The following is a 24,862-nucleotide window of genomic DNA, read 5'->3' as shown; positions in this document are numbered from 1 at the left end:
AGATTCCCCCCATGAAGTGCAAAGGGAGCCCCCTCCAAGTGAGAGGTGCTCCATTAATTTTTTTATCGTTTAAGATCCGTGACTGAAAGAGCATCACGGTTGTCTATTGCAAGGCGGTTACTTCCTCCTTGTACGTATCCAGCCACTCCTGCTTGACTTCACTCCAGTGCCCACGCTTCTCTAGTGCTGCTTGGAAATCGCTCCAATTCTTCTCGAATTGCCCCTCGTCTTTGGCCATTAAAAGCTTGGCTCGATATTCCTTGCGGATATTTTCGATCTCCGGTGAATATTTCTCCCATGCGCCGCCCTGTTTCATCTGGAATAGATCATAAGGCTCTGCCACGCGGATCGTTCCCATTTTGCCGATAGCTTCTGTGAACTTAATTGTCTTAGCAGCTCCGGCTTTTCCTGCATCCTCTGTGTTCCACCATGGGTACCATTCATTGCTGTAAGAGGCAGTCATGTAAAGCTCCGGGGTGACTTTAGCTTTTTGTGCGGTGTCTCCGGAATTGCGGCTCGTCTTGTAGGTTTCGTCTGTGAATTTCCATTTGCCCAACGGTTGATCAATCCAATCCCAGTATAATCCCGCCGGTCCTTCATTAATGACCTGCTGCTGTTCGGGTTTCGGCTGCAAGGTATAATCGAAGAATTTCAGAATAGCTTCCAGATTTTTAGTTTTTTCACTAACATAGACATCATAGCCTGGATTCGGATTGGTAACCTGATTAATTCCGACTTTCTCTACACCATCCACTTTAGGAAAAGGGATCGCTTCGTAAAACCACCCTGGCTCTGTTGGGCCGTCCAATGTCTCCCAGGCTGAGGCAGGAATGTTCCAGAAGCTGCCGACATTGAAGGCAATACGACCTGATTTGTTCTTTTCTGTATACTGTTCTTTTTTGCTGGTAACGACCTCTGGATCGATCAACTTCTCCTGGTACATCTTGTTCATCCATTGATAAGCTGCTTTATAATTGGGATCGTCGTAAGCGAATACAAAATCATCGCCGCGTTTGTCAACGCCATTACCTGCTGTAGTCACCCCAAATGCTGTCAAAATTGCGTTTTCATCGCTCCAGCCCAGATTATCACTAGTGTCCATCAGGAATGATAGAGGAATCAGCGATTTGCCGGAAGCATCCTTCTCTTCTGCAGCTTTCCGAAGGAAGGTCTCAACTCCTTCTAACGTTGCTAAGTCCTCTTTGGTCATACCTGTTTTCTCCAGCACATCACTTCTGACAATCCAGGCTTGAGATGCCCAACCTGGCCACGGATCTTCCGGGTTTTGGTCAAACCAGGTAGGTATGGACCAGATATGGCCCTCATTATCCTTCATAAGTTCCAGATACTGCTTTGGAATAGACGCAAGTCCTGGATATTTGTCAGGCATGTCGAAATACTGCTCTAGCGGCATAAGCTGTTTCGACCGGTTCATCGCGCTTTTGACCGTTTCGTTTCGGCTGAAGATAGCTGCATCCTCAAAGCCGCCAGTGTTTATCTTCAAATTAAGTGCAGTCATCGCGTCGCCTTGAGTGGTTTCCAGCTTCACATTTACTCCAGGCTCCTGTTCACGCCAATATTTCTGGACCAAACTATCATTATTGATGGTTGCCGTCCATCCGAGCCAGAGATTAAAGGAAGTCGAGCCACTGGCGGGCTGGTTATTTGACGTTTCATTGTCACTTCCAGGCTTGTTCGCAGTATTCCCACCTGATCCGGAGCATCCGGCAATAGACATCAGTAAGGTTGCTGCAGCCAAGGCGACTAGACCCGTTTTTTTGATCATCATTGTTTAATTCCCCCTGTTCTATTATTGTAGATCAACCTTTTACTGACCCTACAAGAACTCCTTTCACAAAATATTTCTGCAGGAACGGATACACGCACAGGATGGGGATTGCACTCACCATAACGACTGCCATCTTAATCGACATCAGCGTAATATTCTGCATTTGTGAGCTCCTCGCCAAAGCTTCCTGGTTGGTATTCGAGCCAAGGACAGCGGATAAATCCTGAGCAGCGAGCAATTGCTGCAGGAAGGTCTGCACCGGAATCAGATTCTGCTTCGTGACGAAGAAAGCACCGGCGAACCAATCATTCCAGTGTCCCACTGCGGTAAACAGTCCCAGCGCTGCAAGCATAGGTTGAGAGAGTGGAATAATAATCTGAATCAGAGTACGAACAGGACCGGCTCCATCTAGTTCAGCGGATTCTACCAGAGCTTCAGGGATTCCCTGTATAAACTTCAGCATGACAAACATGTTCCAGACCGAGAACAGCCCGGGGAAAATATACACCCAGAACGTGTTGATAAGCCCGAGATTATTAAGCTGAATATAGAAAGGAACCAGTCCTCCACTGAATAACATGGTTAAAAGAATATAGCCTAGTATCGTGCTTCTTAAGGGAAGACCGCGGTAGGACAAGCCAAATGCCACCAGAAGTGTGACGATAAGTCCTGCGAATGTGCCAATGACTGTCCTAGCGATTGTAATTAGATAAGACTGCCGGATAATCTCATTTCCTAATACAATCTCATAATTAATTAATGTGAAATTCTTGGGCCATAGATACACGCCACCTTTGGCCGCACTTGCACCGTCATTCAGTGAGATTGCCAGCATGTACAGGAATGGATATAGTACAGACAAGCACAGACCGGCCAGTACTATGACGATGACGTATTGAGCTATTTTTTCACCTCTGCTGAGCTTCATATGCCATCACCATAATCCTTCACCATTTATTTTTCTGGATAACTGATTAGTCGAAACAACCAATATCAAGCTGATCACTGAGGATAACAGTCCTACTGCGGTCGCCATCCCAAAATATCCCTGCTGCAATCCGTTGCGGATGATATACGTATCCAGTACATCCGCGACCCCTTGATTAGCAGAATTCATCAGCGGATAAATCTGATCCATCCCTACAGTAATCAGGCTTGGGATACTTAGAATTAGCACAATCGATATCGTCGGTAGAATACCCGGGAAGGTGATATGCCGAATCTGGGCTAGCTTTCCTGCCCCCTCTACCTTGGCGGACTCATACAATTGCGGATCAATCGTTGTGATCGCAGCCAAATAGAGAATCGTGTTCCAGCCGGTCTCTTTCCACAAGCCGCTTAATATAACCATGGGCCGGAACCACTCCGTGGAACCTAGAAAAAATACGGGATCACCACCTGCTTTCTCGATGAACTGATTGACCAGCCCACCATCCAAAGTCAGAAAAGACTGCAGGATGTAAGCGACTACAATCCATGAGAAAAAATGTGGCAAATAGCTGACCGATTGCACGAATCGTTTAAATACAGGCCGGGTTACCTCGTTAATCACCAGCGCCAGCAGAATCGGTGCCGGGAATCCGAAGATGAACTTAAGCACGGATATATATAACGTGTTTTTGACAACAGTTAAAAACTGGGGATCTTGCAGGAAAGAAAAGTTGTCTAATCCCACCCATGCGCTGTTCCAGATCGAGGTGCCAATCTGAAAGTCGCGGAAGGCGACCTGAATCCCTGCCATCGGAATATAGCTGAACAGAAATAGCAACAGAACTCCCGGAAGAATCATTAAATATTGCCATCGGTACTTGTAGAACTTAGCGTACAATTTACATCCCTCCTTGATATTTCTATCATAAGGTGCAGCGGGAACCCTGCCTATATAACAGTGATTGGTTATCTATTGCTCTGATTGGATATTTAAAGCGCTTACGTTGATAGACAAGCTCCGCGCGCACGCAAATAAACGCAGCCTTAAACGGCTGCGTTACATTTTTTATGACGAAAGCTAAATATTGAAATTCAAATTAATATTATTGTTAATGTATGGCTTTATGCCCTGCCGGTTGAGATGCCTTGGAATAGCGGTTCTCAGGCAATGGAATACCGAGATTTCCACGCAGGGTGCTACTTTCGTATTCAGTGCGGAACAGACCCCGCTCTTGCAGAATCGGCACTACCCGATCGACGAATTCCTCCAGTCCGTTAGGAACAGCAGCTGCGATCATAAATCCGTCTGCTCCTCCACCCTCAAACCAGGTTTGAATCTGATCCGCCACTTGCTCAGGTGTGCCAATAAAGCTGCTGCGCGGGGTAGCGGATTGTAAGGCGACCTGTCTTAGTGTTAAGCCTCTCTCCTTCGCGTCCTTTTTGATTTTATCCGTGCCGCTCTGAAAACTATTGCGCCCCAACTCGCCAAGCTCAGGGAACGGTGCATCCAGCGGATATTGCGAGAAATCATGATGTTCGAAGAATCTGCCCAAATAGTTCAGTGCATTCTCAATCGTCACGAGACCAGCAACCTCCTGATATTTGCGCTCTGCTTCCTCTGGTGTGTCGCCAATGATTGGTGCAATGCCAGGAAAGATCAGCACCTCATTCGGATCCCGGTCAAATGAAGCTACCCGTGTCTTAACATCGCTATAGAATGCCTGGGCATCTTCTAGCGTTTCGTGGCCAGTGAAGATAGCATCCGCTTCCTTTGAGGCGTAATTTTTACCAACTTCTGAGGAACCTGCCTGAAACACGACTGGCTGCCCCTGCTTCGAACGAGCAATATTGAGCGGTCCCTTCACGGAGAAGAACTCGCCTTGATGGTCCAGGGTATGCATTTTTTGCGGATCAAAGAATACACCTGATTCCTTGTCTCGGACAAACGCATCATCTTCCCAGGAATCCCATAATCCGCGCGTCACCTGCAAATATTCGGTAGCAATGCGGTAGCGCTTGCCATGGTCAGGATGCTCTGTTTTGCTGTAATTAGAGGCAGAGCCTTCCAGCGGTGAAGTCACCACATTCCAGCCGGCCCGGCCTCCGCTGATTACATCCAGTGAGCCGAATTGACGCGCGACAGTAAACGGTTCACTGTAGGAGGTGGACAGGGTACCAACCAGACCAATGTTGGTGCTCACGGCGGCGAGTGCGCTAAGGATGGTCAGCGGCTCAAACCGGTTAAGGAAATGCGGAATGGACTTTTCATTAATGTACAAACCGTCTGCGATGAAGATCAGATCCAGCTTGCCTTCTTCTGCCTTCTGTACCCACGCTTTGTATAATTCAAAGTTTACACTTGCATCCGGCTTAGCATCAGAATGGCGCCACATCGACGTGCTGCCTCCTACTCCATGCAGCAGTGCGCCTAGCTTCAGTTGTTTTGGTTTGGTCATGTTCATTCCTCCTAAAAGTTTTGTGAGCATACGATTCCCAGGTTTTACTTTGTGCAAAACTCACTTTATAAGCATTTATTGCACGAACGATGCATTGGCAGCGCCCTGCTTGATTCGCTCGATCTGGCCAAGATGCCTTTCCACATGTGCGGTGAAGCTATGGACGATATCGGAAATTTTCACGATCTCCCCCTTGAAGTTAATCCCGCTTTTCTCCCAATCCTCTGCGCTGAGCCGTTCAAACAATAGACTGTTATAATAAAGCAGGCTGCGGAACAACTCCAAGCTATCGGAAGCATAACCACTGTTGGCGTACTGGCCGCTGACCCAAGCGTCCTGATTGAAGACTGGCAGCTGCGCAGTTGTAGCAGCGAGAATATCACGGATGCGGAACGAAACCACAATGCTGTGATCAGCTAGATGAGCCAGCACCTCAGTGACACTCCAACTTGTTGGTTCCGCCTTCCATTTCAGCTGTTCCTCTGTTAACCCTGCAGTTGCATGCACCAGCTGGTTGTAAGTACTTAAAAAATTACTGATTTGAACTTTGCTCATTAAATCCCCTCCAATATAAAGCCTGCTTGCGAATGATCAGGTGCAAAACGTGATAACGAAAAAGGTTGGATGTTGTGGTTGGTAGCTCCACTTGTCGCCATATCAGCAAGTATTTCACCTACAACACTAGAAAATTTAAAACCATGCCCTGAGAACCCTCCGGCTACCAGCACATTGGAGTGGAGCGGATGGCGGTCAATAATGAAATCTTCATCAGGCGTATGCTCATATTTGCATACAGAACCTTTAAGTAATCGGCCAGCTGCACCCGGCATATAAGACTCCAGTACTCTACGAAGGTCTTGCTCATCGCTGGCTTCACTGCCAAAGGGAGCAAGTAGTGTGCCTGGTTTCCATTCCAGCCCCGTATCGTGCCGGCCGATCTTCAGACCGGTTCCATCAATGCTGGGAAAGCCATAATAGCCACCTTCCTCAGCCCCTAGCGTGAAGCCAGGGAAGTTACCGGCTGAAAAAGCAGGTGAGCTCTCAAACCAGCCCACAACTTTGCGGATCGCCTTGATTGGCAAATGCACAAAAGGCGCTAACGCTCCAAACCAGGCTCCGGCACTAAGGATAGCTGACGCTCCGTGATAATCGCCGTTTGTTGTATGAACTGTCACACTGCCTTCGCGGGCGGTGATGTTTACTACCGAAGTGTTCGTCAACAGCTCCGCACCCTGTCCAAGGGCAAGCTGGCGGTAGGCGGAGATACAGCGCTCGCTGTACAAATACCCGGCATCTGGTTCATACATTGCTGCGAATGTTTCTGGTATGTTCAATCCCGGCCAGCGCCGCCGGATCTCTCCGGCATCCAGATGCTGAACCTGCACCTTCCGTTTCTTCGCTTCCGCGAGACGACCGCTGAAGGAATACACTGCACTATCTGCTAGATTCAATACGCCCGAGCGGACAAGCAGTTCTATTCCACTCAACTGCTCGGCTTCTTTCCATAAACGATCTGCCCGCAGAGCCAAATCAATGTAAGCGGGATCACCACTGTAAGCGTGCCGGATCAGCCGGGTTTCCCCGTGATGGCTTCCCTGTGTATGTGGAGGATCAAAGGCATCAATTAACAGCGTCTTCACTCCGCGCCTCGCAAGATAGTAACCGGCGCTCATGCCCATCGAGCCTGCGCCGACGATAATTACATCGTAACTGTTATATTCAGCTATAATTCTGCACCTCCATCGGGACTGTACTGCACTAGGGAACGAACAGCTACATCCGCAAGGAAACGTGCTGCCACAGGGAGTGCACGTTCATCCAGATTGAAGGCCGGATGATGCCATTCCTGGCTTCCTTCAGTACCAACAAAAACGAACAGTCCGGGTATCACGCGCTGATAGAAGGCGAAATCCTCTCCAGCCAGAGAAAGCTCTGGCTGAATCGCTCGGTAACCAAGAGCTTCGACCGATTCAACTCCAAGCGCTGCTAGGGAGGGGTCGTTGATAACCGGAGGTGGCCCTTCTATCCAGCGAACGGTAGCTTCTGCTCCAAGAGCCGCTGCTACACCGACCGCCACTTCCTGAAACCGGTTCAGCACTTTGCTGCGCACCGTTTCATCAAAGGTGCGGATCGTCCCTTCAAGCACGGCTTTTTCGGGGATAATGTTCCATGAATTGCCGCTGTGAATCTGCGTCACACTGACCACCGCACTCTGCAGTGGGCTGACATTGCGACTTACAATGGACTGGAATGCCGTCACAATATGCGAAGCCGCTACAATCGGGTCTATGCCAGCTTCCGGAACGGCAGCATGAGAACTGCCACCCTGCACTTCAATCACAAACCCGTCAGCTGCTGCCATTAAAGGACCACCCTTAATACCGATGGTTCCGACTGGCAAGTCTGGCTTGTTATGCAGCCCGATCACTGCCCGGACGTCTTCTAGTGCCCCGCTAGCAATGATTCGCTGTGCACCCTGCGCCTTCTCCTCCGCTGGTTGGAATAACAGGCGCACCGTTCCCTGTAATTGCTGCTCTCGCTGTTTCAATTGATAGGCGGCACCCATCAAGGCAGCCGTATGGAAATCATGCCCGCAGGCATGCATTTTGCCGGGATATAATGAAACAAAGGATACTCCACTTTCCTCCTGGATTGGCAAGGCATCAATATCTGCGCGCAGTGCGATGACCGAACCAGGCTTTTTGCCGCCAATCTCTGCGATCACGCCGGTAGACAGACCGTATTCTACGATCCTGACTCCTGCCCGCTCCAGCAGGGAAATAATATATTCTGTTGTGCCATATTCTTCATTGGACAGTTCCGGGTGCCGGTGCAGATGACGGCGTATCCCGATTAATTCTTCTTCAAGCGCTTCCGCACTTAACTCTTTAGCTTTACTTGTCATATACAGTCACCCTCCTTTACACGATTTCCTGTGTGATACCGAGCCCGCCCGCTTTATGCCTCTGCCGCCACTTCAGCGATTGCTTCGCTCAATAGCTCAAAGGATCGGAGCCGTTTGTCAAAGGGCTGTACATTCGTCGTTATGATGAACTCCTCGACACCGGATGCCTCTGAAAGTTCCAACAACTGTTCACGGACAGATGATTTAGTTCCTTTGGTAATCTCCGGTTCCAGCTCTTCAATCGTGTAGGCTTCATTGCTCTGGCGGGCAAATTCTTCCGCCTGTTCCAAGGTCCCTACTGTCAGCTTCTTCCCGCTCGCCAGTTGAATCCGGATCAGCTTATGCGCACCTGCCAGTTCTTTCGCTCCCTCCTCAGTCTCAGCCACCACTAACGATAAAGCGATAATCGCTTGCGGTTGTCTGCCCTGTGAAGAAGCAAAACCGCTGCGGTAAGCACGAATGGCATCCAGCGCTACCGCCTTATCGCTGTTAATAAACAGGGAGAATACGTACGGTAACCCCAGTTCAGCGGCAATTTCCGCGCTACTTACACTCGCACCAAGGACATACAACTCGGGAGGAATACCAGGAAGGGGACCTGCCTTCAACCCTGCCAGCGGATGGTTTTCTTCGAGGCGGTTATGTACATACTTTTCCAGCTCGATGATTTTGCCCGTCAGGTCTGGGGTTTCAGCTTTTCCCTGCTGCAGTGCCTGTGTGCTGCGCGGGAGTCCACCGGGAGCACGTCCCACACCGAGATCCACTCGTCCAGGAGCCAGTGTAGACAGCACATTGAAGTTCTCCGCTACCTTATACGGGCTGTAATGCTGGAGCATGATTCCACCGGAGCCAATGCGGATTCGCTCTGTTTTAGCCAGAAGATGTGAGATAAGTACTTCCGGGGAAGAGCCGGCTACCTGCTCGGAGTCATGATGCTCTGAAACCCAGAACCGGTGGAATCCAAGCTCTTCGGACAATTGTGCCAGCTTGATCGTATGCTGGAATGCTTCCTCCGGCGTTTCTCCCGGATAGATCGGACTTTGATCAAGTACGCTGATTGTAATAGCCATTGTTTTTCCTCCTATATGGAATAGTTAAATTCAGGTGTGATCCGCTTCAGGAACTGCTTCGTTCTTTCTTCGCGCGGATGGTTAAACAGCTCTGCCGGAGTCCCTTCTTCAACAATGACGCCTCCGTCCATAAAAACCACATGATTCGCCACATCACGAGCAAAGCCCATTTCATGAGTCACCACAATCATTGTGATGCCTTCCTTAGCAATTTTACGGATGACGGCCAGCACCTCACCCACTAACTCTGGGTCCAACGCCGATGTGGGTTCGTCGAACAATATAACCTCCGGCTCGAGTGCCAAGGCACGGGCAATGCCAACCCGCTGCTGCTGGCCTCCGGACAGCTGACTTGGATAGGCGTCCAGCTTGCTGCCAAGACCAACCTTTTCAAGTAGAGCAATACTCCGCTTTTTCGCTTCTTCCTTCGGAAGCTTTTTGACAATCAGCAGTCCCTCCATCACGTTCTCCAGCGCGGTTTTATGGCGGAATAAATTGTACTGCTGGAACACCATTGCCGTTTTTTGCCGGAGCAGATGAATCTCCTTTTTACGGGCGTGCTTGCAGTTCACTTTGAAATCGCCGATGGCGATCTCTCCGCTGCTTGGCTTCTCCAGATAATTCACACAGCGTAAAAGTGTCGTTTTGCCTGAGCCGCTGGGACCGAGAATGACGACAACTTCACCTTTCGTCACCGTTAAATCTATATTGTTGAGCACCTGATTCCGACCGAATGACTTCGAAATTTGCGCAAGCTTGATCATGCTACTCCACCTCGATTGTACAGATTAATTCTTTTTTCAATCAGCGACGTCACGCGTTCGATCAGGAACGTAAGTCCCCAGAAAATCAGTGCTGCCGCCAGATAAGCCTCAAAAAACTTCCAGTTCGTTGAAGCAACAATTTGCGCCTTAGCATTGATATCCACCACCGAAACGGTAAAAGCAAGGGTAGATCCATGCAGCATACCAATTACCGAATTTGAGAGATTGGGCAGACTCGCCGCCAGCGCCTGAGGAAAAACAATCCGCCGCAGTGCCTGGGGCGTGGTCATGCCGATAGAATGTGCCGCTTCCAACTGACCGCGATCCACCGCAAGCAGACCGGAACGGACGACTTCGGACATATAGGCTCCCGCTGTAATCGAGAACGAAATATAGGCAAAACCGATCATCGGAATCGATACTGACCTGAAGCTCCAGCCGAACTGTACCGCCAGACCATCGATTAATACGGGAAGCCCAAAATAGATGAGCAAAAGATGCGTCAGCATCGGTGTCCCGCGGATGAACGTAACATAACCGACAGCCAGCGGATACAGCAGCGGAATTCTGTATATCCGGATCAACGCTACAGCCACACCAATCACAAATCCAATGAGTACTGAGACAACAGTAATAGATAAGGTCACAGGAATTGCACTTAAAATTTGCACCAGAGCAGTCCAGATAAAAGATGGGTCCAGCTTCATAATCCGCTACCTCCTTTACCCGGTCCAAGTTCAGCAATGATGCGGCGGTAGGACCAGCTTTTGTTGATTTTGAACGATTTTTTCTCCGGTGTATTCCGTTTCTCATGCCGCAGCAGCCGGCGTTCTGCTATAAGCAGCAGTTTCTCGATTGTAAAGCTGATGACCAGATAGATTAGCGCAAGCGCGATATACGTTTCAATAAAATGCTGAGTTAAGCTGCCTAGCGTCTGTGCTTTACCTGACATTTCCATCACCCCAAGAGTAAAGGCCAATGACGTATCTTTCAGTAGAGCAATCACCAGATTGGAGAATACCGGAACTGCGATTCCGAGCGCCTGCGGCAGCACGATTCGCGTAAAGGCTTGAACCCCCGTCATTCCTGTAGCATAAGCAGCCTCTACCTGCCCCTTATCCACCGCCATTACAGAAGCCCGGATCATTTCGGACATGTATGCCCCCGTATGCAGCCCGTAAGTAAGTATCACAAAAACAAGCACGGGAGTCCGGGTCATATCGACATGAACCAGCTTCATAATTTCGGGCAGACCATAATAAAACAAGAAGAGCTGGATAAGAATCGGAGTTCCCCGAAAAAAAGAAATATAGATTTCGGAGATGGTTTTTAACACAGGCACTTTATAAAGTCTTGGCAGAGCTACGAGAAAGCCGACAAGAATTCCTGTCAGTAGAGAACAGGCGACAATCAGAAGCGTGGTGCTTAAAGTCTCTAGTAACTTAGGCAAAAACGAAAATACAAAGCTGATATCAAACTGTGCGCCCATATATTCCCTCCCTTCCCGTGCTCACCGGCTCAATCATTTCACCGAATCCGCTGTAACATCCGCACCCAACCATTCCGTACTAAGCTTGCCTAGTGTGCCGTCTGTCTTCAGCTCTTTAATCGCACTGTCAATCGCATCTGACAGCTTTTGCGAATCGGCATCATCCTTACGGAAAACATAGAGAATGTCCGCGGAGGACAGCTCTTCGCCCGTTGCTTTTAGCTGATTCTGCGGATCAATGATCGGCAGGACAAAATCTGCAGCCAGCGTTGCGTCCACACGCCCAGTACTAATCTGTGCGACGGTATCATTCGCTGCACCATTCTGATACACGATATCAATCGCATTGTCATTCTCTTTATTGTAGTTCTCGAGTATTTGTGCTTGTGCACTCGTTGCACCTACAAGCACCTTTTTCCCTTTGAGATCATCAAGCGATTGGATTGAATTATTATCCTTTGCCACTACAATGCGGTTTCTCCAGTGGGCATAGGCTTCTTTGTTAAAAGAGTACTTCAACTCCCGTTCCGGATTTTTCTCCATGACATGGGCGACCAAATCGATTTTTTTGGTTTCCAGGCTCAGCAGCAGATTGCTGAAATCCATGGTTTGAAATTCGAATTCATATTCTGGCAGCTGCTTATCGATTTCTTTGAGCAGCTCCACATCAAATCCGGTGAGTTTGCCGTTCTCATCTATGAAGCAGACTTTCGGAAAAGCAGTACCCGTGCCCACAATGATCTTAGTTACCTTAGCCGAATCCTTTGCCGGTGCCGCAGCTTCTGCTGTATTTCCATTCTGATTGCTGCTAGCACTGTTACTGTTGTTTCCGCAGCCGGCAATCGCCAGTGTCAATATCGATGCAAATACTAGTGAAATGGACTTTTTCATTGTTTTATCCCCTTTGAATGAACTGTGGTTTGTCTGTAAGTGTTTTTTTCAGCAGATACATAATGCCGTCACCGTTCTGCTGATCCAGTTCTAAAAACCGTTCGTACCCCCGGCGTTCATACATTTGAACCAACCACGGATGTTTCTTCGCCGTTGCCAGCGTGACTGCAGCCGAACCTAACTGTCCAGCAATAATGTTCTCTTCCACCCAATCCAAAAGTTTTCCACCATAACCTCTGTTACTGTAATCTGGATGAGCAGCAAACCATTTAATAAAAGGCAGTGGGCTAATCTTCTTAATCTCTTCTTCCTTTGAAAGGGTTATGGTCGCAACTATCGTTCCGTCAACTTCAAGCACATAACACTCATTCGTAGCTATATTGTCTTCAATAAGCGCCAAGTCGGCTGTGGCCGCCGGCCAATGCAGCCCAAGTTCACGAATCAGCTGATAAGCACGATATGTAACATCCAGCAATTGCTCCGCATCCTTCAGTTCTGCCAGCCTGTATACCTCACTCATCACATGCCCTCCAGCCTTTCGAAAATTAATTTTATAATCCCTATCGAATTAGTCGTGATTATATGCAATTAACTTTATCACTGCATGTGTCCATGCGCTAATAGAGTTTTTTAATACATCTATACAATTAGTCGATCTCCGACTTTACCAATCCCCAGTTCAAGCAGGGTTTCGATGAATTCTGCGTTCTCTCCATTTAGCGAAATCAGGCTGGTTCGCAAGGAGATGCCTTCCGTCTCCGCAATATCCACCCGGATCAGCGACCCCGTCGCCACTTCCTCTTGCACACTGAGGGCGGGAAGGAAACAGATGCCTGCTTTTTTCAATACCAGCTTTTTGGCTGTCTCCAGGTTATCTACCTGATATTCAATCTTCGGCGGCTGTTCCATGCTCTCAAATACACGATGCAGCCGCATCCAATCTAAAGAGCCACATTCAAAAAAAACCAACGTCTCCTGGCGGATATCCTCCAGTGAAGCCCGCTGTGCTCTAGCAAAGCGATGTCCCTCATGTACATACAGTGAGATGGGGTCCTCGCAGAAAGGAAAGGTTTGAATTGCCGGATTTACGATCTTACGGATAAAAGCCAAATCAAGCTCCTTCGATTTCAACTTTTCAGTCAATACTTCCGTAGAAGCTGTCATCAGCTTGATTGTGATATGAGGATATCTGCGCTTTAAATGGAGCATCAGATGGGGCATTAAATAATTGGAAACCGAGACCGTACTGCCGATTCTCAGTTCATTTGGAATGTGTCCCTTAGCCTGAACCTGATATTTACCGTTCTGATAGATCTGGAGAATCTGCTGGGCATAGGGAAGAAACTGTTTACCTTTATCCGTTAGGTTAATCTGCTTGCCCAACCGATCAAACACTTTGCAATCCAGTTCCCTCTCTAGCGATTGAATCCGGGCCGTTACTGTCGGCTGTGAGATATATAGAACTTCGGCCGCTTTATTGAAGCTTCCATAATGGTTGATGTAGACAAAAGCCTCAATATTTTCAATGTTCATCCCTAATCCCCCTATGCTTTTATTAAATTAACTATTCCGATGTAAAAACAATGAATTATAGCGATGCTTCCCTATAGATTTTGTTTATATCTTAGTCATCGCCCTATTTTTTGTCAACAATTAATTCCGTGTAAATCAATCGGATTTCGGATCAAACGTTATGTTTATTTCGTATAGAACTTTTCTATTCCTATATCAGAATTATGAAACCCCTCTTATTCCACTGGGAATTATCATATATAATAATCTCATTCGAATGAACATTACATTTGTCTGAAAGGGGATAGCGAAAACATGTCACAAAAGATCATTATCCGTGAAGCTGAGAATAAAGATCGAAATGCTATCGCTGATGTGCTGTTAGATGCATACCACCAATATTCGGAGATCATGCCTGAGCCGTTGTGGCTGGAGTATCGGAAATCGCTTCTTGATTCCGTTCATGGTGATACCCCGCTCGTTCGGATCATCGCTGAAATCGACAAGAAAATCGTTGGTAGCGCACTCTTGTTCAGTTCCTCGGAAACGGCTTACGGGAAACCGGAGCTCGGGATTCACTCCCCTATCCTACGTCTGCTAGCCGTATCTCCATCCGCTCGTGGTCTTGGCGTTGCAACCCTTCTGATTCGCGATGCTGCACGGAGATCACTACAGTTGGGTGCCACCACCTTGAACCTGCACACCTCGGAAATGATGTCTTCAGCCATCAAACTGTACCAGCGCTTAGGCTTTAATCGTGCGTATGAGACCGATCTTATGAACGGTGACACTCTAGTACAAGGCTTCCGGCTAGACCTGCTGTCCTCCGTCCGTTCTACAGCGGGACAAATATAGAATTCGAGAATTCTTAAATATTTGTCTTTTAAATATAAAAAGAAGCCTCGGAAAGCTTACCCAATGATCTTGTGTGATCGTTACGGTGAACTCCCGAGGCTTATTTATTTTTCTTTTTTATAAGTAATTTCTTTAAAACTCACAGTGATTTCGCCCGTATTATCAGCATCGCCCATTCGAAGATCTGTAGTAACGGTAGCACTGGAAGGGATGGACGAAAAGCTTGCCCCCTTCTGCTTCTTTTTTACATCATAGAGATAATAAGAAACATCCTTAACATTAAGCCCTACATTATCCTTGTGTATAAGTTCTACAGTATAGGATTTTATCACGGCTACATTAGCATCCATCCACCCCACAACTTCAATAGCCGTATCTTCATGGTTGCCTTCAGTCTTAATGGAACCGATGGAAAGACCATCCTGATTATAAAAATTAATTTTTTGTGCAGCTATTTTCAGATAATCGATATCGATGTCAAGAATTCGGTTTTCGTTGATTTCTGCTGTATCCATCCAGGCAATCGTGCCCGCCGGATTCCACTTTATTTTCTCAGAAGGTACATATTGCTCTTGTGGTAACGGTACAGTACGTAGCGAAACTCCTTTATTATCGTAAAAAGTTAATTCGCCGCTCTCATCATCATGTACAAATCTCTTAAAAGTTGGTGAGAGGAACAGGGATGGCGCCCCGGTCGTCGAATGTGGGATTACGCGATATTTCAGAAGATGGATATCGTCCTTTCCTGTTTTCAGATCAAAGATCCATACATTGCCGAGATAACTCTGCATAAACAATTTTTGCTCATCAGCTTTCCATTGAAATTTATAAATGTAATCATAATCATCAGAAAGCGGCCAGAAGTTTTCCCGAAGTCGTTCAATCTTTCCTGTAAGAACATTATATGAGGACAAATGATATTGCCCAGCTTTTTTCGTCACATCCGATTCCAGAAATAATAGATGATCCTCATCCAGCGGGATTAGCATATTATAGTTGCTCATAAAAGCGTTATTCCATCGATTATTGGAATCGTTGAGTTCGTCGCTCCATTTCACCTTCACCTCATCCGTAGCAGGATCATGGGCTAACAAAGCGTTGACAGCATTGTGGTCGCCATAGAAAAGATGAATGGTATGATAAGAGATCCCTTGCAGTTCAACTACTGCTCCACCATTTAATAGATAGTTATTTTCGGATAGGCCCATCGGTTTGGCCACCAGATCTCCAATAGAGTTCCGTTCTGTATTAAACTCCAAACCATTAAATTTTGCTTCCGAGAACAGAATCTTTTTTAACTCAGCAGTTGATTCCTTAGTAATTGTGTAGCCTGTATCCGTTTCGTTCACATTCATTAACATGCCTTGCTCGCTTGTCTCGGTAATCCATAAATGAAAGGCATATTTATTATTATCAGAAATTAGAACGATATCGTAGTTAGGCGTTGCGGTATTTAAATTCCCTGGTATTTGTACAGCGGTACGGATGGCTCGGACGAAAATATCTATGGTTTCATGATCTGTGTATTCATCCTTTATGTTAGCATTCACTGAACCATGTGCTAGAGAGTTTGCTAATGTGATTCGCTTGATGGTCTCATCGATCTTTAGATTATCGGATTCTACATGCTGATCATTTGATTCAAATAAGTTAAGCAAAGCAGCCTTATCCGTTTCAGATAACTTGTAATGCCCATTTTGTCCTGATTTGGTGAAAAGACCATTATTCATGCCCATAATCCAGAATGAGAACTTTTCGTTTTCTTTATTCTTCAATTCAACAGTAGCCTCATATTCAGGTGCTGCAATATCAAGCTTCGCGTTGTCATACTTAGCAGTATGTATAGTTTTATTGAAACGTTCTATTAGCTTTTGGTCCGTTATGGTTATTAATCCGCCGCTATCATCATGGATTGTAATGGAGTCCGCAGAACTCAGATCGATTAGCGTTTGATTCGCTTTATCTTTATCCCCTGTATTGACACATCCAACAAAGATTATTGAAATAACTGCTAAAAGGGCTAGTAGATTTAATTTTTTCATATAGCCTCCCCCTTCTTATTCTCTCTTCTTTGACGCCGGTTAGAGGATAAAGTTGCAAAAAATGAGATTTTACACCTATTTAAAAAGACCTAAATAAGCCAAATCTAGCCTGTAGCCATTGGATCAGATTCTTGATCTGAGCAAAGTTACAGTGTCTGTAGCGATAAAAAAAGCCACCGCACAGGCCTGTTCTCCTGTAAGGCAGCTTCTTCTTTATCTCAATATATCTCTTACAGCACCTGTCAGCACACCAATAACTTCTTGCTCGGTGGCCAGCGGAGAATCTCCTTCTACTGTGTGGGCTAGCATACCGGCCGTGGCCGCAAAGGCTACAGTATGCTGAGGATCAAAACCTTCCAGCTCTCCGTGAATTATACCACTGGCATATGCATCTCCAGCCCCGACTCTATCAAGCACCGGAAAGCTTAAGGTCTCGGAATATGCGAAGCGACCGGATTTGAAGATATAACCGCGCAACGAATGGCGGTTATCTTCATGGATGGACCGATGCGTTCCTGCTATCGTACATAGACTGTAGCGTGAAGCTACTGCGGGAATTAGCTCCTGAAGTTGTTCTTCCCTTGAAGTTCCCTCGGGCTTCATACCAAGGATTAGCATTGCGTCTTTTTCATTCATCAGCACGATGTCGGCCAAATGCAGCATGTCTTCGTAATGGAAACGCGCCAGCTCATAGCCTCTCTCTCCCCAAAGCGATGGGCGGTAATTGCAGTCAAAAACGACTAGACCACCGCGCTGCTTAACCGTTTCTGCATAAGTTTTCATCGCTTTTCGCACACCGTCGTTCATTGCCAGCGTTATCCCACAGAAATGAACAGCATCCGCGAGGTCTGCCAGCTCTGCGAATGGATAAGTGCCCGGAGGAGCAGTATTGAAGCTGCTCTCCGGGCGACCGGAATAAGTCACTCGGGAGGGGCGAGCCCCGAATCCGTTTTCAAGAAAGTACATCCCTATACTTGAGCCCCCGCGCTGGATATGCTCCGGCTGGATACCCAGTCGCCGAAGATAGGCTGTTGCTGCGTCACCAATAGGATTCGCAGGCAGCCTCGACACCAAGCTTCCTTGATGTCCGTATCGGGACAATGCAGACAGTACATTGACGCCGGTGCCGGAAAAGGAATACTTCAGCAGGTTACCCTGAGATAAAAGTTCAAAGCCTGGTACCTGTAGCCGCATCATTATTTCACCAAAAGCGGCGATATGTTTAGGCATATTGATCCGCCAGCTTTTTCATCGTCCGATAGAGCTGTTGTATATCCGCCACTCTCGTTGCTCCGCTCTGCGGATCGATAATCGATGTATAGACATGGGGAATCACCTGCGGCACTCCTGCTTCCAATATAATGGACAAGATCTCTTCAAAGTTGTCCAGATCGATACCGCCGGTCGGCTCCAGCGCAAAACCCTCTTCCGCACAGGCTTTGGCCACAGCGATTAGCTCCGCTTTACGGCTCAGCCCTTGCATCGGAAAATACTTTAAAGCATTTCCGCCCATATCCCGGACCAATGCAATGGCCGCATTCACAGGAATTACAGCCGGGACAGATTGTGCCGCACTGGCCGGGCCGGTGGAGATATTCACAAAACCAGGTTGTCCCGTTGGTGCGATCATGCTGTTAATCCAACTATCTTTCGCTCCAAGGTTGGCACGGGTCGCCCCAACTGCCGGGAACACCTGATTAATATGGCTGCCAGCATAGGATTTGACAATCTCTGCAACAACAGCAGCTTGCCGATTATCACCCGCACCTAGTCCTATCGATACCGCACCGTCAATTTCCCGCCCATATGCCTCCAGCGCCTGTACGGCTTCCTCTACCGTTGCATAGTCTTTGGACAATACACCGACCAGTACATAACCTTCGGCGGCAGTAAACACTTCTTTGGCATTTTCTATATCCTTAGCCAATACGTTTAAGGCCACCCGACCTTTATAGAACCGCTTGTTAATTTCAGACATTGCTTGCCCCTCCTGTCAATTCCCTTATCCTCGCAGTAATCATTTCTATGTCATCACCCATTAGCGGACGCGGATCAATATCAAAATAACCTTGCCTTACCCCATAGTCTCTAGTGTATATAGCCACTTCACCTTGTTGAAGCTGCTGGGATAGCTCAAGTGCTGTTATTCCGCACTGATTCGGGTCCACATGGATGCGTCCACGATAAATTGCCCGGCCTGCTTCATCCTGCACGATAGCTACCCGAATTCCGGGAAGCCCGTCGAGCGGCATCAGCAATTGGAGCGTAGCTTTTTCCTTTTCGCTTGTATCCTGCTTGTGAGCATATTCATCCAACGCCTGCATCAGGCCGAAGGATGTTTCCTTACCAACCTTCATGCTGCGGCCAATGCCGTGAAGCTGCACTTTCAGCCATTCAATATAAAGACGTTTTCCCGCCACAAGTCCGGATGTTGGACCTTCTATAGCTTTGGAGCCACTATAAATAACCAGATCGGATATTTGCACGTATTTCTGCAGATCCTCTTCCGCTGCAGCATCTACAATAAGCGGTACGTTATGAGTTTGGGCCACAGCCCAAGCTTCCTCTACAGAGATCATATTCTTCTGAACGGCATGATGAGATTTGACGTACAAAATAGCTGCAGTCTGATCCGAGATCGCAGCGGCCAAATGCTCCGCCCGTCCTTCATTGGCATAACCTGCTTCCACCACCTTACCGCCACCGAGATAAACCATGGTTTCTACTGGTGCACCGTATTGTACGTTATGACCTTTTAGCATTACAATTTCATTTCTAGAAATGCTATCCTGATGGAGCCGCAGACTTGTACGAATATTACCGCGGGTTACCAGCGCCGCCACCGATAAAGCGATTCCACTGGAAGCCGAGTTCACGATCACCGCTGCTTCAGAACCTGTATGACGTGCAACATAATCTCCCGCTTTATCCACCAAATCGGCGATTTCCACATAACTCTGTCCGCCTTGACGCATAGCTTCCATCACCGTATCGGTCGGTGCCGATACCCCGAGGATGCTCATCCGGCCGCTTGCATTAATAACTCTTTTCAGGCCGTATTTCGCATTCCATGTATTTGTCACCTATGATCACCCCTATTGCTTGAATGGTTTGCTGCGCTACCCGGCGTTCCCCCTCAGAATCTACCAGCTCAATCTTCTCATCCGTCACACGAAAAAGGGTCAGATTCGCCTTGTTATTGATCCGAATCTCCCCAAGTTCCGGGCGTCCCAGCCACTGGGCTGCTCTGCTCGTCACTCGCGCAATTGTTTCTTCAAGGGAATATCCCAGTGCGAGAAACTTGTTCAACAGATTCGCCATGGAGTAGACGGGACCATTCATACGGTTGCCTCTGTATATGTCCGTGCTGATCGTATCCGGATCAATACCGTTTTGTTTGGCCGCCTCGGCCACAGCGAACGAGAAGCTAGCCGTACCGTGTCCCACATCCAAGTGAACTCCTCGCTCAATAGCATCTCTCAATACCTGGAGCGGACGATTCTCCTTATCGAATAAATTGTTGCTTTTACCATTTAGATAATGGGTTATCACGTCGTTGCGTTGAAGTAGCGGTAGAACCTCACGGATATCCGGCGGAGCGGAGCCAATATGTACCATCAGCGGCAGCCCGGTCTTCTCCGAGAGCTCCAGCGCATGATGAAGGGGTTGAATGCCATTGTCACCCACTACGCTTTTGCTGATTCTGGCCTTCAAGCCTACGATAAATTCTGGATAAGCAACTACCGCCTGAAGCACCTTTTCATGATCAATCCACTCTAGTTGGGACAACTCGTCAATTCGCATTAGGCCAATCTTTGAAATGTTAAGAAAAGCTAGCAGTTGCGTTGCTGACTTTTTCCCCGCCTCCGCCAGCTCACCCATCCGCTCCGCTCCGCAGCTACCTGCGTCCACGAGCGTAGTCACGCCGCATCTGATTCCAATCTCATCGATCTCGTCACCATACGGATTCAGTTCTGCAAACGCATGTACATGTAAGTCGATCCAGCCGCTAGAAACATACGCCCCATTGGCTTCCACGATCTTGAAGCCATGCTCTTCGGCGGTGCCACCGGGAACTATCTGGACTATGTTGCCATCAGCTATGACAATGTCCATTTCCGTTCCATTCAGGACTTTCGCCCGGCGGAGGAGCAAACGTTCTGCTGTCATCGTCACACCTTCTTTCCAAATTCAGAACATTACCGTCCTAGGTCTTTCCCGCACACTCTATAACACAAACAGTCCCAATGGATGTAGGAGCTTTTTTCACAGGGACTGTTTGGATGAACTATTTATTCTTTACCACTACCGTGTTCAGACCCGAAAAGCCTTTAAAAAATTCACAGCCTGGCGGATATCTTCCTCCGGATTAGTGCCAACTTCCCGTTCTATGGTCAGAAATCCTGTATAACCGATGTCGTTCAGCGCTTGCAGATAGTTGTTCCAATCAACAGAACCCGCTCCGAGCGGAACTTCACGGAACGCCGAGCCGGTCTCGGCCATTTCAGCGATTTTCTCATGGTCTAATGCTGGTGCTTCATAACCATATTGACCGTAAACATCGCGTGGATCGATATCGGCAAGCTTGAGACCATCTTTAGCATGGGTGTGTACAATGTAGTCTTTTAGAGTATGAACACCTTGCACCGGATCATCAGCAGTCACCATGACCATATTGGCCGGATCAAAATTAACGGAAACCCCTCTGGAACCCAGACCGTCGAGGAACGTCTTCAGACGTGCAGCGGGTTCTGGCCCAGTCTCAATCGCAAAATAAGAATTCATCTCATGTGCATATCTGCTAAGTTCCTCACAGGCAATGTGCATGGTTTCATAGATTTTACTGGCAGGGTTAGAGGGAACAATTCCGATATGTGTAGTTACGATATCTGTACCTAGCTCTTTGGCCAGCTCCATAATGCGCTTGGACTTTTCAATTTTGGCACGGTTCTGGGCAGGGTCCTGAAAGCCATGTCCACCTAAATCTCCAACGAGGGCAGAGATTTCTAAACCCAGCGAAGCAATGTAATCCTTCCATTCACGGCGTGCTGACTGTGAGAGATTAGCGGGATCAAATTCGCCTTGTACCGCATAAATCTGAACTCCATCTGCCCCAGCTTCTTTTGCCTTGCGCAATCCCTCTTTCACTCCAACCTGAAAGCTGTCTACGATAACACCGATTTTATTAGTAATAATTGGTTTAACCATGGCATAATCCTCCAGTATAATGAATTAGATTTGGTTCCAAACCCGCTTGATATATTCCAGCCCCAGTCTTGTTCCCTTACGGCACTCTTCCATTCCCTCAAATTCTACAGAGATATATCCATCGTAACCGCTTTCCTTAACGATTCGAATTACACTCGGCATATCGATGTCTCCTTGACCAACGATGGCACCTCTCAACCAGTTTCCACCGGAGGATTGGAACCAACCTTCGCTAGGCTGGCGGTCTTGCGGACGAATATAGAAATCTTTGAAATGCACCATCGAAGCAAGCTTGATGTTGTTAGGTACAGCTATTAGCGGGTTCTCATCTGCGCACAGGAAATTCCCAATGTCGAGTGTTGTACGGAAGTTGTCTCTTCCTACCGCATGAATCAGCGCCTGTACACGATCGCTGTGCTGAATAAAGTATCCATGATTCTCCACACTGGTCGTAATGCCTAAAACTGCGGCATAATCGGCAATTTCTCGGCAGGCTTCAGCCAAACGTGGAAGCTCTTCCAAAAAATGCGTGATGGATAGATCGTTTGAGGAAGCTACATCATGCCGCATCCGCTGAATGCCTAATGCCGCGCACACGTCTACTTCCCGCTTTACCCGCTCGACTTCCCGCTGCATTTCCGCTGTCTCTAGCCCGGCAAAGTTCGCCCCGATAGCATAATTGGATAACTCTAGTCCACGACCCGCTGCTGTTCGTACAATCTGATCAATTAGCTCAGGATTTTCAACCAAATTGATACCCAAAGGTACAATCTCCGCATGTTCTGCGCCCAGATCGGCGATCGTCTCAATGACACCTTCAATCGTGAGCTCACCCGTCGAAAAAGCTGAATGCAGACTGTATGTGCTGATTCCTAACTTCATAGTTTCACCTCTTCACCTTTGGCTGCGGATTCATAGATCGCGCCGAGTATCTTCATGATTGTAACGCCGTCTTGCACAGGACTAATCGGTGTAGAGCCGGTGCTGATGTTGCTCGCAAAATGATTAATTTCATTCTGGAATGCACTGTTGAACTCAAACCCCTTATTATCGGTCTGCGGATAGGTATTGACGATCGTATCCGCCTGTTCTTTAACAATGACTATCTCAGGATCAATTTCAAAACCACCCTTGTCACCGTACAGGCGTACCGAACGCTCGTCTTCTTTGGCATGCAGTGTAAAGCTGACATCGACCATCAGTGAAGCTCCATTCTCAAAGCGTATCAGTGCATTCGCTAAATCTTCCACCGTATTGTTCGCTGCGTCGTAATCCGCGGCTTTATAGAAAGAGAGATTCTTGATATTAGAACGATTGCCGAGCTTCCGGTAGGTATTGGCACTTACCGATACTGGATTCGGACGGCCCATCAAATACCAGCAAAGATCGATCACATGGACGCCAATATCGATCAGCGGTCCGCCGCCGGAGCGTTCAATATCACTGAACCAGCCGCCGGGATTGCCTAGTCTACGGAACGTCGTTGCCTTTGCATAGTAGATTTCGCCGAATTCTCCTTGTTCCACCAATGTCTGAAGGAGCTGGGCATTGGAGTCATAACGTCGTACAAAGCCTACTTGCAAAATCTTGCCGCTCTTTTCCACTGCTTGCTGTACCTGAAGCGCTTCTTCAACCGTACGGCAAAGCGGCTTTTCCACAAGCACATGCTTGCCTGCCTCAAGCGCCGCGATGCTGATCTCGGCATGGGAGTTGTTCCATGTGCAGATGCTGACTGCATCTATTTCGGAATTGGCCAGTAATTCACGGTAATCCGTGTATACCTTCTCGACGTTATATTCTGTAGCTACTTCGCGTGCACGTTCTTCATTCAGATCACATACCGCATATATGGTTGTCTGCGGATTATTCCGATAAGCACTTAAGTGCATGCCGGAGATAGAGCCCGTACCTATTACGCCAATTTTGATCTTATCCATTAACACTCGCTCCTTTATTTTGCATAGGTTATGATTCGTATTATAATGATTTCAACCCTAAATACCATGCAGAGCCTTGCGGTTTCATTTGTACAATTGTGCTATAGGAGGTGCAGTCTATAAATGTTGGACTATGATAAACATCTACAGGAACCCATGGACATGCCGGATCCCGAGTTCCCGATTAAAGTACATACCCAGCGCTTCAACCAAGAAGGAGTTATGTTGTTCCCACATCATTGGCATGAGCATCTTGAGTTTATATTTATTGAAAGTGGTGAGGCTGTTTTTGAGTGCGGACGAACACCAATTAACGTCCGGGCTGGCGATTTAGTTGCTGTGAACAGCAACGAGCTGCATTATGGGGTAAGCGCTTCTTCTGATTTATTGTATTATGCGATTATTGCAGATACTTCCTTGCTGCATAGTGCGGTAAGCGACGCTGCCGAAACCAAGTTCATCGCCCCGATTCAGCGGAACCAGCTGCTGTTACGTAACCATATCCGAGGGGATCAGCACATTACAGACTGTGCGTTGGCGATTATCCGGGAACTGGAACGTCGCGAATTTGGTTACGAGCTGGCTGTCAAATCCGAGCTGTACCGCCTGCTAACACTGTTGTTGCGCAGACATATCGTCACCGTACTCTCACAAGCGGAGCAAGAAAGACGTATTCAGACCGTTGAACGCTTCGCACCTGTTTTGCGTTATATCGATACCCATTACCAGGAGCCGATTCAAGTTGACGAACTTGCGGCGCTAACGGGGTTAAGTCGCTTCCATTTCAGCCGTCTCTTTAAGGAACTCACTGGGCATACGATATCGGAATATGTAAATGCTGTCCGTTTAGACCGTGCAGATTATTTGCTCCGCCATACCCAGCTAACGATTTCTGAAATCGCTACCACTACTGGCTTCAGCGATATCTACTACTTCAGCCGCACCTTTAAAAAACATAAAAAGGTAACCCCTAGCAGTGTGAGAGGATTCTAGTTAGAGTGAACAAAGGACTGC

General features: G+C 47.6%; 24 protein-coding genes. 2 read left to right on the top strand and 22 right to left on the bottom strand.

The window, feature by feature from the left end:
- Window positions 1-103 precede the first annotated feature (103 nt).
- The 14 genes from NYE72_RS15455 to NYE72_RS15390 form a co-directional block, all read right to left on the bottom strand.
- Window positions 104-1,789, bottom strand: coding sequence for a hypothetical protein (locus NYE72_RS15455; RefSeq protein WP_036677265.1), 1,686 nt, complete (start codon window positions 1,787-1,789; stop codon window positions 104-106).
- A 31-nt stretch (window positions 1,790-1,820) separates the two neighbouring features.
- The gene (locus tag NYE72_RS15450) at window positions 1,821-2,717 is read right to left on the bottom strand and encodes a carbohydrate ABC transporter permease (protein ID WP_036677267.1); all 897 of its coding nucleotides are present in this window, start codon (window positions 2,715-2,717) and stop codon (window positions 1,821-1,823) included.
- Window positions 2,718-2,723: 6 nt separating this feature from the next.
- Entirely contained in the window at window positions 2,724-3,617 is an 894-nt protein-coding gene (locus NYE72_RS15445) for an ABC transporter permease subunit (RefSeq protein ID WP_339209935.1), read from the bottom strand.
- 211 nt (window positions 3,618-3,828) lie between these two features.
- Window positions 3,829-5,175, bottom strand: coding sequence for an LLM class flavin-dependent oxidoreductase (locus NYE72_RS15440; protein ID WP_339209934.1), 1,347 nt, complete (start codon window positions 5,173-5,175; stop codon window positions 3,829-3,831).
- Between the two features lie 75 nt (window positions 5,176-5,250).
- Complete coding sequence (locus tag NYE72_RS15435) at window positions 5,251-5,730, bottom strand: DinB family protein (protein WP_036677271.1); 480 nt, start codon at window positions 5,728-5,730, stop codon at window positions 5,251-5,253.
- Window positions 5,730-6,902 (bottom strand): N-methyl-L-tryptophan oxidase, encoded by a 1,173-nt coding sequence (gene solA / locus NYE72_RS15430; RefSeq protein ID WP_094900816.1) that lies wholly within the window; start codon window positions 6,900-6,902, stop codon window positions 5,730-5,732. The genes NYE72_RS15435 and solA overlap by 1 nt, the downstream gene beginning before the upstream one ends.
- On the bottom strand, window positions 6,899-8,080 hold the full coding sequence (locus NYE72_RS15425) for an amidohydrolase (RefSeq protein WP_076105728.1): 1,182 nt from the start codon (window positions 8,078-8,080) through the stop codon (window positions 6,899-6,901). The genes solA and NYE72_RS15425 overlap by 4 nt, the downstream gene beginning before the upstream one ends.
- A gap of 53 nt (window positions 8,081-8,133) precedes the next feature.
- Window positions 8,134-9,150 carry an LLM class flavin-dependent oxidoreductase gene (locus tag NYE72_RS15420; protein WP_094900819.1) on the bottom strand — a complete coding sequence of 339 codons (1,017 nt, stop codon included), beginning with the start codon at window positions 9,148-9,150 and terminating at the stop codon, window positions 8,134-8,136.
- Window positions 9,151-9,161: 11 nt separating this feature from the next.
- A complete protein-coding gene (locus NYE72_RS15415; RefSeq protein WP_076099209.1) occupies window positions 9,162-9,914 on the bottom strand; it encodes an amino acid ABC transporter ATP-binding protein in 753 nt (250 codons plus the stop codon).
- Complete coding sequence (locus NYE72_RS15410; RefSeq protein ID WP_036677282.1) at window positions 9,911-10,621, bottom strand: amino acid ABC transporter permease; 711 nt, start codon at window positions 10,619-10,621, stop codon at window positions 9,911-9,913. Before NYE72_RS15410 ends, NYE72_RS15415 begins: the two co-directional genes overlap by 4 nt.
- The gene (locus NYE72_RS15405; RefSeq protein ID WP_038571132.1) at window positions 10,618-11,403 is read right to left on the bottom strand and encodes an amino acid ABC transporter permease; all 786 of its coding nucleotides are present in this window, start codon (window positions 11,401-11,403) and stop codon (window positions 10,618-10,620) included. Before NYE72_RS15405 ends, NYE72_RS15410 begins: the two co-directional genes overlap by 4 nt.
- Window positions 11,404-11,436: 33 nt before the next feature.
- On the bottom strand, window positions 11,437-12,294 hold the full coding sequence (locus NYE72_RS15400; RefSeq protein ID WP_339209929.1) for a transporter substrate-binding domain-containing protein: 858 nt from the start codon (window positions 12,292-12,294) through the stop codon (window positions 11,437-11,439).
- Between the two features lie 4 nt (window positions 12,295-12,298).
- Window positions 12,299-12,814, bottom strand: coding sequence for a GNAT family N-acetyltransferase (locus NYE72_RS15395; RefSeq protein ID WP_036677287.1), 516 nt, complete (start codon window positions 12,812-12,814; stop codon window positions 12,299-12,301).
- Between the two features lie 119 nt (window positions 12,815-12,933).
- A complete protein-coding gene (locus NYE72_RS15390; protein ID WP_038571124.1) occupies window positions 12,934-13,827 on the bottom strand; it encodes a LysR family transcriptional regulator in 894 nt (297 codons plus the stop codon).
- Between the two features lie 294 nt (window positions 13,828-14,121).
- On the opposite strand from NYE72_RS15390, the gene NYE72_RS15385 reads away from it, so the two are divergent.
- The gene (locus NYE72_RS15385) at window positions 14,122-14,661 is read left to right on the top strand and encodes a GNAT family N-acetyltransferase (protein WP_076144094.1); all 540 of its coding nucleotides are present in this window, start codon (window positions 14,122-14,124) and stop codon (window positions 14,659-14,661) included.
- 104 nt (window positions 14,662-14,765) lie between these two features.
- Here NYE72_RS15385 and NYE72_RS15380 read toward each other — a convergent pair whose 3' ends face one another.
- From NYE72_RS15380 to NYE72_RS15345, 8 genes are all read right to left on the bottom strand, one after another.
- Window positions 14,766-16,703, bottom strand: coding sequence for a hypothetical protein (locus tag NYE72_RS15380; RefSeq protein ID WP_339209926.1), 1,938 nt, complete (start codon window positions 16,701-16,703; stop codon window positions 14,766-14,768).
- A gap of 213 nt (window positions 16,704-16,916) precedes the next feature.
- A complete protein-coding gene (locus tag NYE72_RS15375; protein WP_036677293.1) occupies window positions 16,917-17,933 on the bottom strand; it encodes a sugar kinase in 1,017 nt (338 codons plus the stop codon).
- On the bottom strand, window positions 17,926-18,681 hold the full coding sequence (locus tag NYE72_RS15370; RefSeq protein ID WP_339209924.1) for a KDGP aldolase family protein: 756 nt from the start codon (window positions 18,679-18,681) through the stop codon (window positions 17,926-17,928). The genes NYE72_RS15375 and NYE72_RS15370 overlap by 8 nt, the downstream gene beginning before the upstream one ends.
- Window positions 18,674-19,786: a DgaE family pyridoxal phosphate-dependent ammonia lyase gene (locus tag NYE72_RS15365; RefSeq protein ID WP_339209921.1), complete on the bottom strand. Its 1,113-nt coding sequence runs from the start codon at window positions 19,784-19,786 to the stop codon at window positions 18,674-18,676. The genes NYE72_RS15370 and NYE72_RS15365 overlap by 8 nt, the downstream gene beginning before the upstream one ends.
- Window positions 19,740-20,873, bottom strand: coding sequence for an amidohydrolase/deacetylase family metallohydrolase (locus NYE72_RS15360; protein WP_339209919.1), 1,134 nt, complete (start codon window positions 20,871-20,873; stop codon window positions 19,740-19,742). Before NYE72_RS15360 ends, NYE72_RS15365 begins: the two co-directional genes overlap by 47 nt.
- Before the next feature lie 144 nt (window positions 20,874-21,017).
- Window positions 21,018-21,911 carry a sugar phosphate isomerase/epimerase family protein gene (locus NYE72_RS15355; protein ID WP_339209917.1) on the bottom strand — a complete coding sequence of 298 codons (894 nt, stop codon included), beginning with the start codon at window positions 21,909-21,911 and terminating at the stop codon, window positions 21,018-21,020.
- A gap of 24 nt (window positions 21,912-21,935) precedes the next feature.
- Window positions 21,936-22,793: a sugar phosphate isomerase/epimerase family protein gene (locus tag NYE72_RS15350; RefSeq protein WP_339209915.1), complete on the bottom strand. Its 858-nt coding sequence runs from the start codon at window positions 22,791-22,793 to the stop codon at window positions 21,936-21,938.
- The gene (locus tag NYE72_RS15345) at window positions 22,790-23,848 is read right to left on the bottom strand and encodes a Gfo/Idh/MocA family oxidoreductase (protein ID WP_076125574.1); all 1,059 of its coding nucleotides are present in this window, start codon (window positions 23,846-23,848) and stop codon (window positions 22,790-22,792) included. Before NYE72_RS15345 ends, NYE72_RS15350 begins: the two co-directional genes overlap by 4 nt.
- A 123-nt stretch (window positions 23,849-23,971) precedes the next feature.
- On the opposite strand from NYE72_RS15345, the gene NYE72_RS15340 reads away from it, so the two are divergent.
- Window positions 23,972-24,841 carry an AraC family transcriptional regulator gene (locus tag NYE72_RS15340; protein WP_036677307.1) on the top strand — a complete coding sequence of 290 codons (870 nt, stop codon included), beginning with the start codon at window positions 23,972-23,974 and terminating at the stop codon, window positions 24,839-24,841.
- Window positions 24,842-24,862: the final 21 nt, after the last annotated feature.

The sequence above is a fragment of the Paenibacillus sp. FSL L8-0333 genome (genome assembly GCF_037965665.1).
In the GTDB taxonomy this organism is placed as follows: domain Bacteria; phylum Bacillota; class Bacilli; order Paenibacillales; family Paenibacillaceae; genus Paenibacillus_AQ; species Paenibacillus_AQ odorifer.
The sequence above is the reverse complement of the archived record's forward strand: the minus strand, read 5'-3'. Positions and strand labels throughout refer to the sequence as shown.

What these genes read in the sequence shown, in the direction of transcription:
- NYE72_RS15415 (WP_076099209.1), bottom strand. Translation starts at nt 9,914, where the DNA reads ATGATCAAGCTTGCGCAAATTTCGAAGTCATTCGGTCGGAATCAGGTG.
- NYE72_RS15400 (WP_339209929.1), bottom strand. Translation starts at nt 12,294, where the DNA reads ATGAAAAAGTCCATTTCACTAGTATTTGCATCGATATTGACACTGGCG.
- NYE72_RS15405 (WP_038571132.1), bottom strand. Translation starts at nt 11,403, where the DNA reads ATGGGCGCACAGTTTGATATCAGCTTTGTATTTTCGTTTTTGCCTAAG.
- NYE72_RS15350 (WP_339209915.1), bottom strand. Translation starts at nt 22,793, where the DNA reads ATGAAGTTAGGAATCAGCACATACAGTCTGCATTCAGCTTTTTCGACG.
- NYE72_RS15355 (WP_339209917.1), bottom strand. Translation starts at nt 21,911, where the DNA reads ATGGTTAAACCAATTATTACTAATAAAATCGGTGTTATCGTAGACAGC.
- NYE72_RS15370 (WP_339209924.1), bottom strand. Translation starts at nt 18,681, where the DNA reads ATGTCTGAAATTAACAAGCGGTTCTATAAAGGTCGGGTGGCCTTAAAC.
- NYE72_RS15340 (WP_036677307.1), top strand. Translation starts at nt 23,972, where the DNA reads ATGTTGGACTATGATAAACATCTACAGGAACCCATGGACATGCCGGAT.
- NYE72_RS15455 (WP_036677265.1), bottom strand. Translation starts at nt 1,789, where the DNA reads ATGATGATCAAAAAAACGGGTCTAGTCGCCTTGGCTGCAGCAACCTTA.
- NYE72_RS15390 (WP_038571124.1), bottom strand. Translation starts at nt 13,827, where the DNA reads ATGAACATTGAAAATATTGAGGCTTTTGTCTACATCAACCATTATGGA.
- NYE72_RS15435 (WP_036677271.1), bottom strand. Translation starts at nt 5,730, where the DNA reads ATGAGCAAAGTTCAAATCAGTAATTTTTTAAGTACTTACAACCAGCTG.
- NYE72_RS15395 (WP_036677287.1), bottom strand. Translation starts at nt 12,814, where the DNA reads ATGAGTGAGGTATACAGGCTGGCAGAACTGAAGGATGCGGAGCAATTG.
- NYE72_RS15420 (WP_094900819.1), bottom strand. Translation starts at nt 9,150, where the DNA reads ATGGCTATTACAATCAGCGTACTTGATCAAAGTCCGATCTATCCGGGA.
- NYE72_RS15345 (WP_076125574.1), bottom strand. Translation starts at nt 23,848, where the DNA reads ATGGATAAGATCAAAATTGGCGTAATAGGTACGGGCTCTATCTCCGGC.
- NYE72_RS15360 (WP_339209919.1), bottom strand. Translation starts at nt 20,873, where the DNA reads ATGACAGCAGAACGTTTGCTCCTCCGCCGGGCGAAAGTCCTGAATGGA.
- NYE72_RS15410 (WP_036677282.1), bottom strand. Translation starts at nt 10,621, where the DNA reads ATGAAGCTGGACCCATCTTTTATCTGGACTGCTCTGGTGCAAATTTTA.
- NYE72_RS15450 (WP_036677267.1), bottom strand. Translation starts at nt 2,717, where the DNA reads ATGAAGCTCAGCAGAGGTGAAAAAATAGCTCAATACGTCATCGTCATA.
- NYE72_RS15375 (WP_036677293.1), bottom strand. Translation starts at nt 17,933, where the DNA reads ATGCCTAAACATATCGCCGCTTTTGGTGAAATAATGATGCGGCTACAG.
- NYE72_RS15440 (WP_339209934.1), bottom strand. Translation starts at nt 5,175, where the DNA reads ATGACCAAACCAAAACAACTGAAGCTAGGCGCACTGCTGCATGGAGTA.
- NYE72_RS15385 (WP_076144094.1), top strand. Translation starts at nt 14,122, where the DNA reads ATGTCACAAAAGATCATTATCCGTGAAGCTGAGAATAAAGATCGAAAT.
- NYE72_RS15425 (WP_076105728.1), bottom strand. Translation starts at nt 8,080, where the DNA reads ATGACAAGTAAAGCTAAAGAGTTAAGTGCGGAAGCGCTTGAAGAAGAA.
- NYE72_RS15380 (WP_339209926.1), bottom strand. Translation starts at nt 16,703, where the DNA reads ATGAAAAAATTAAATCTACTAGCCCTTTTAGCAGTTATTTCAATAATC.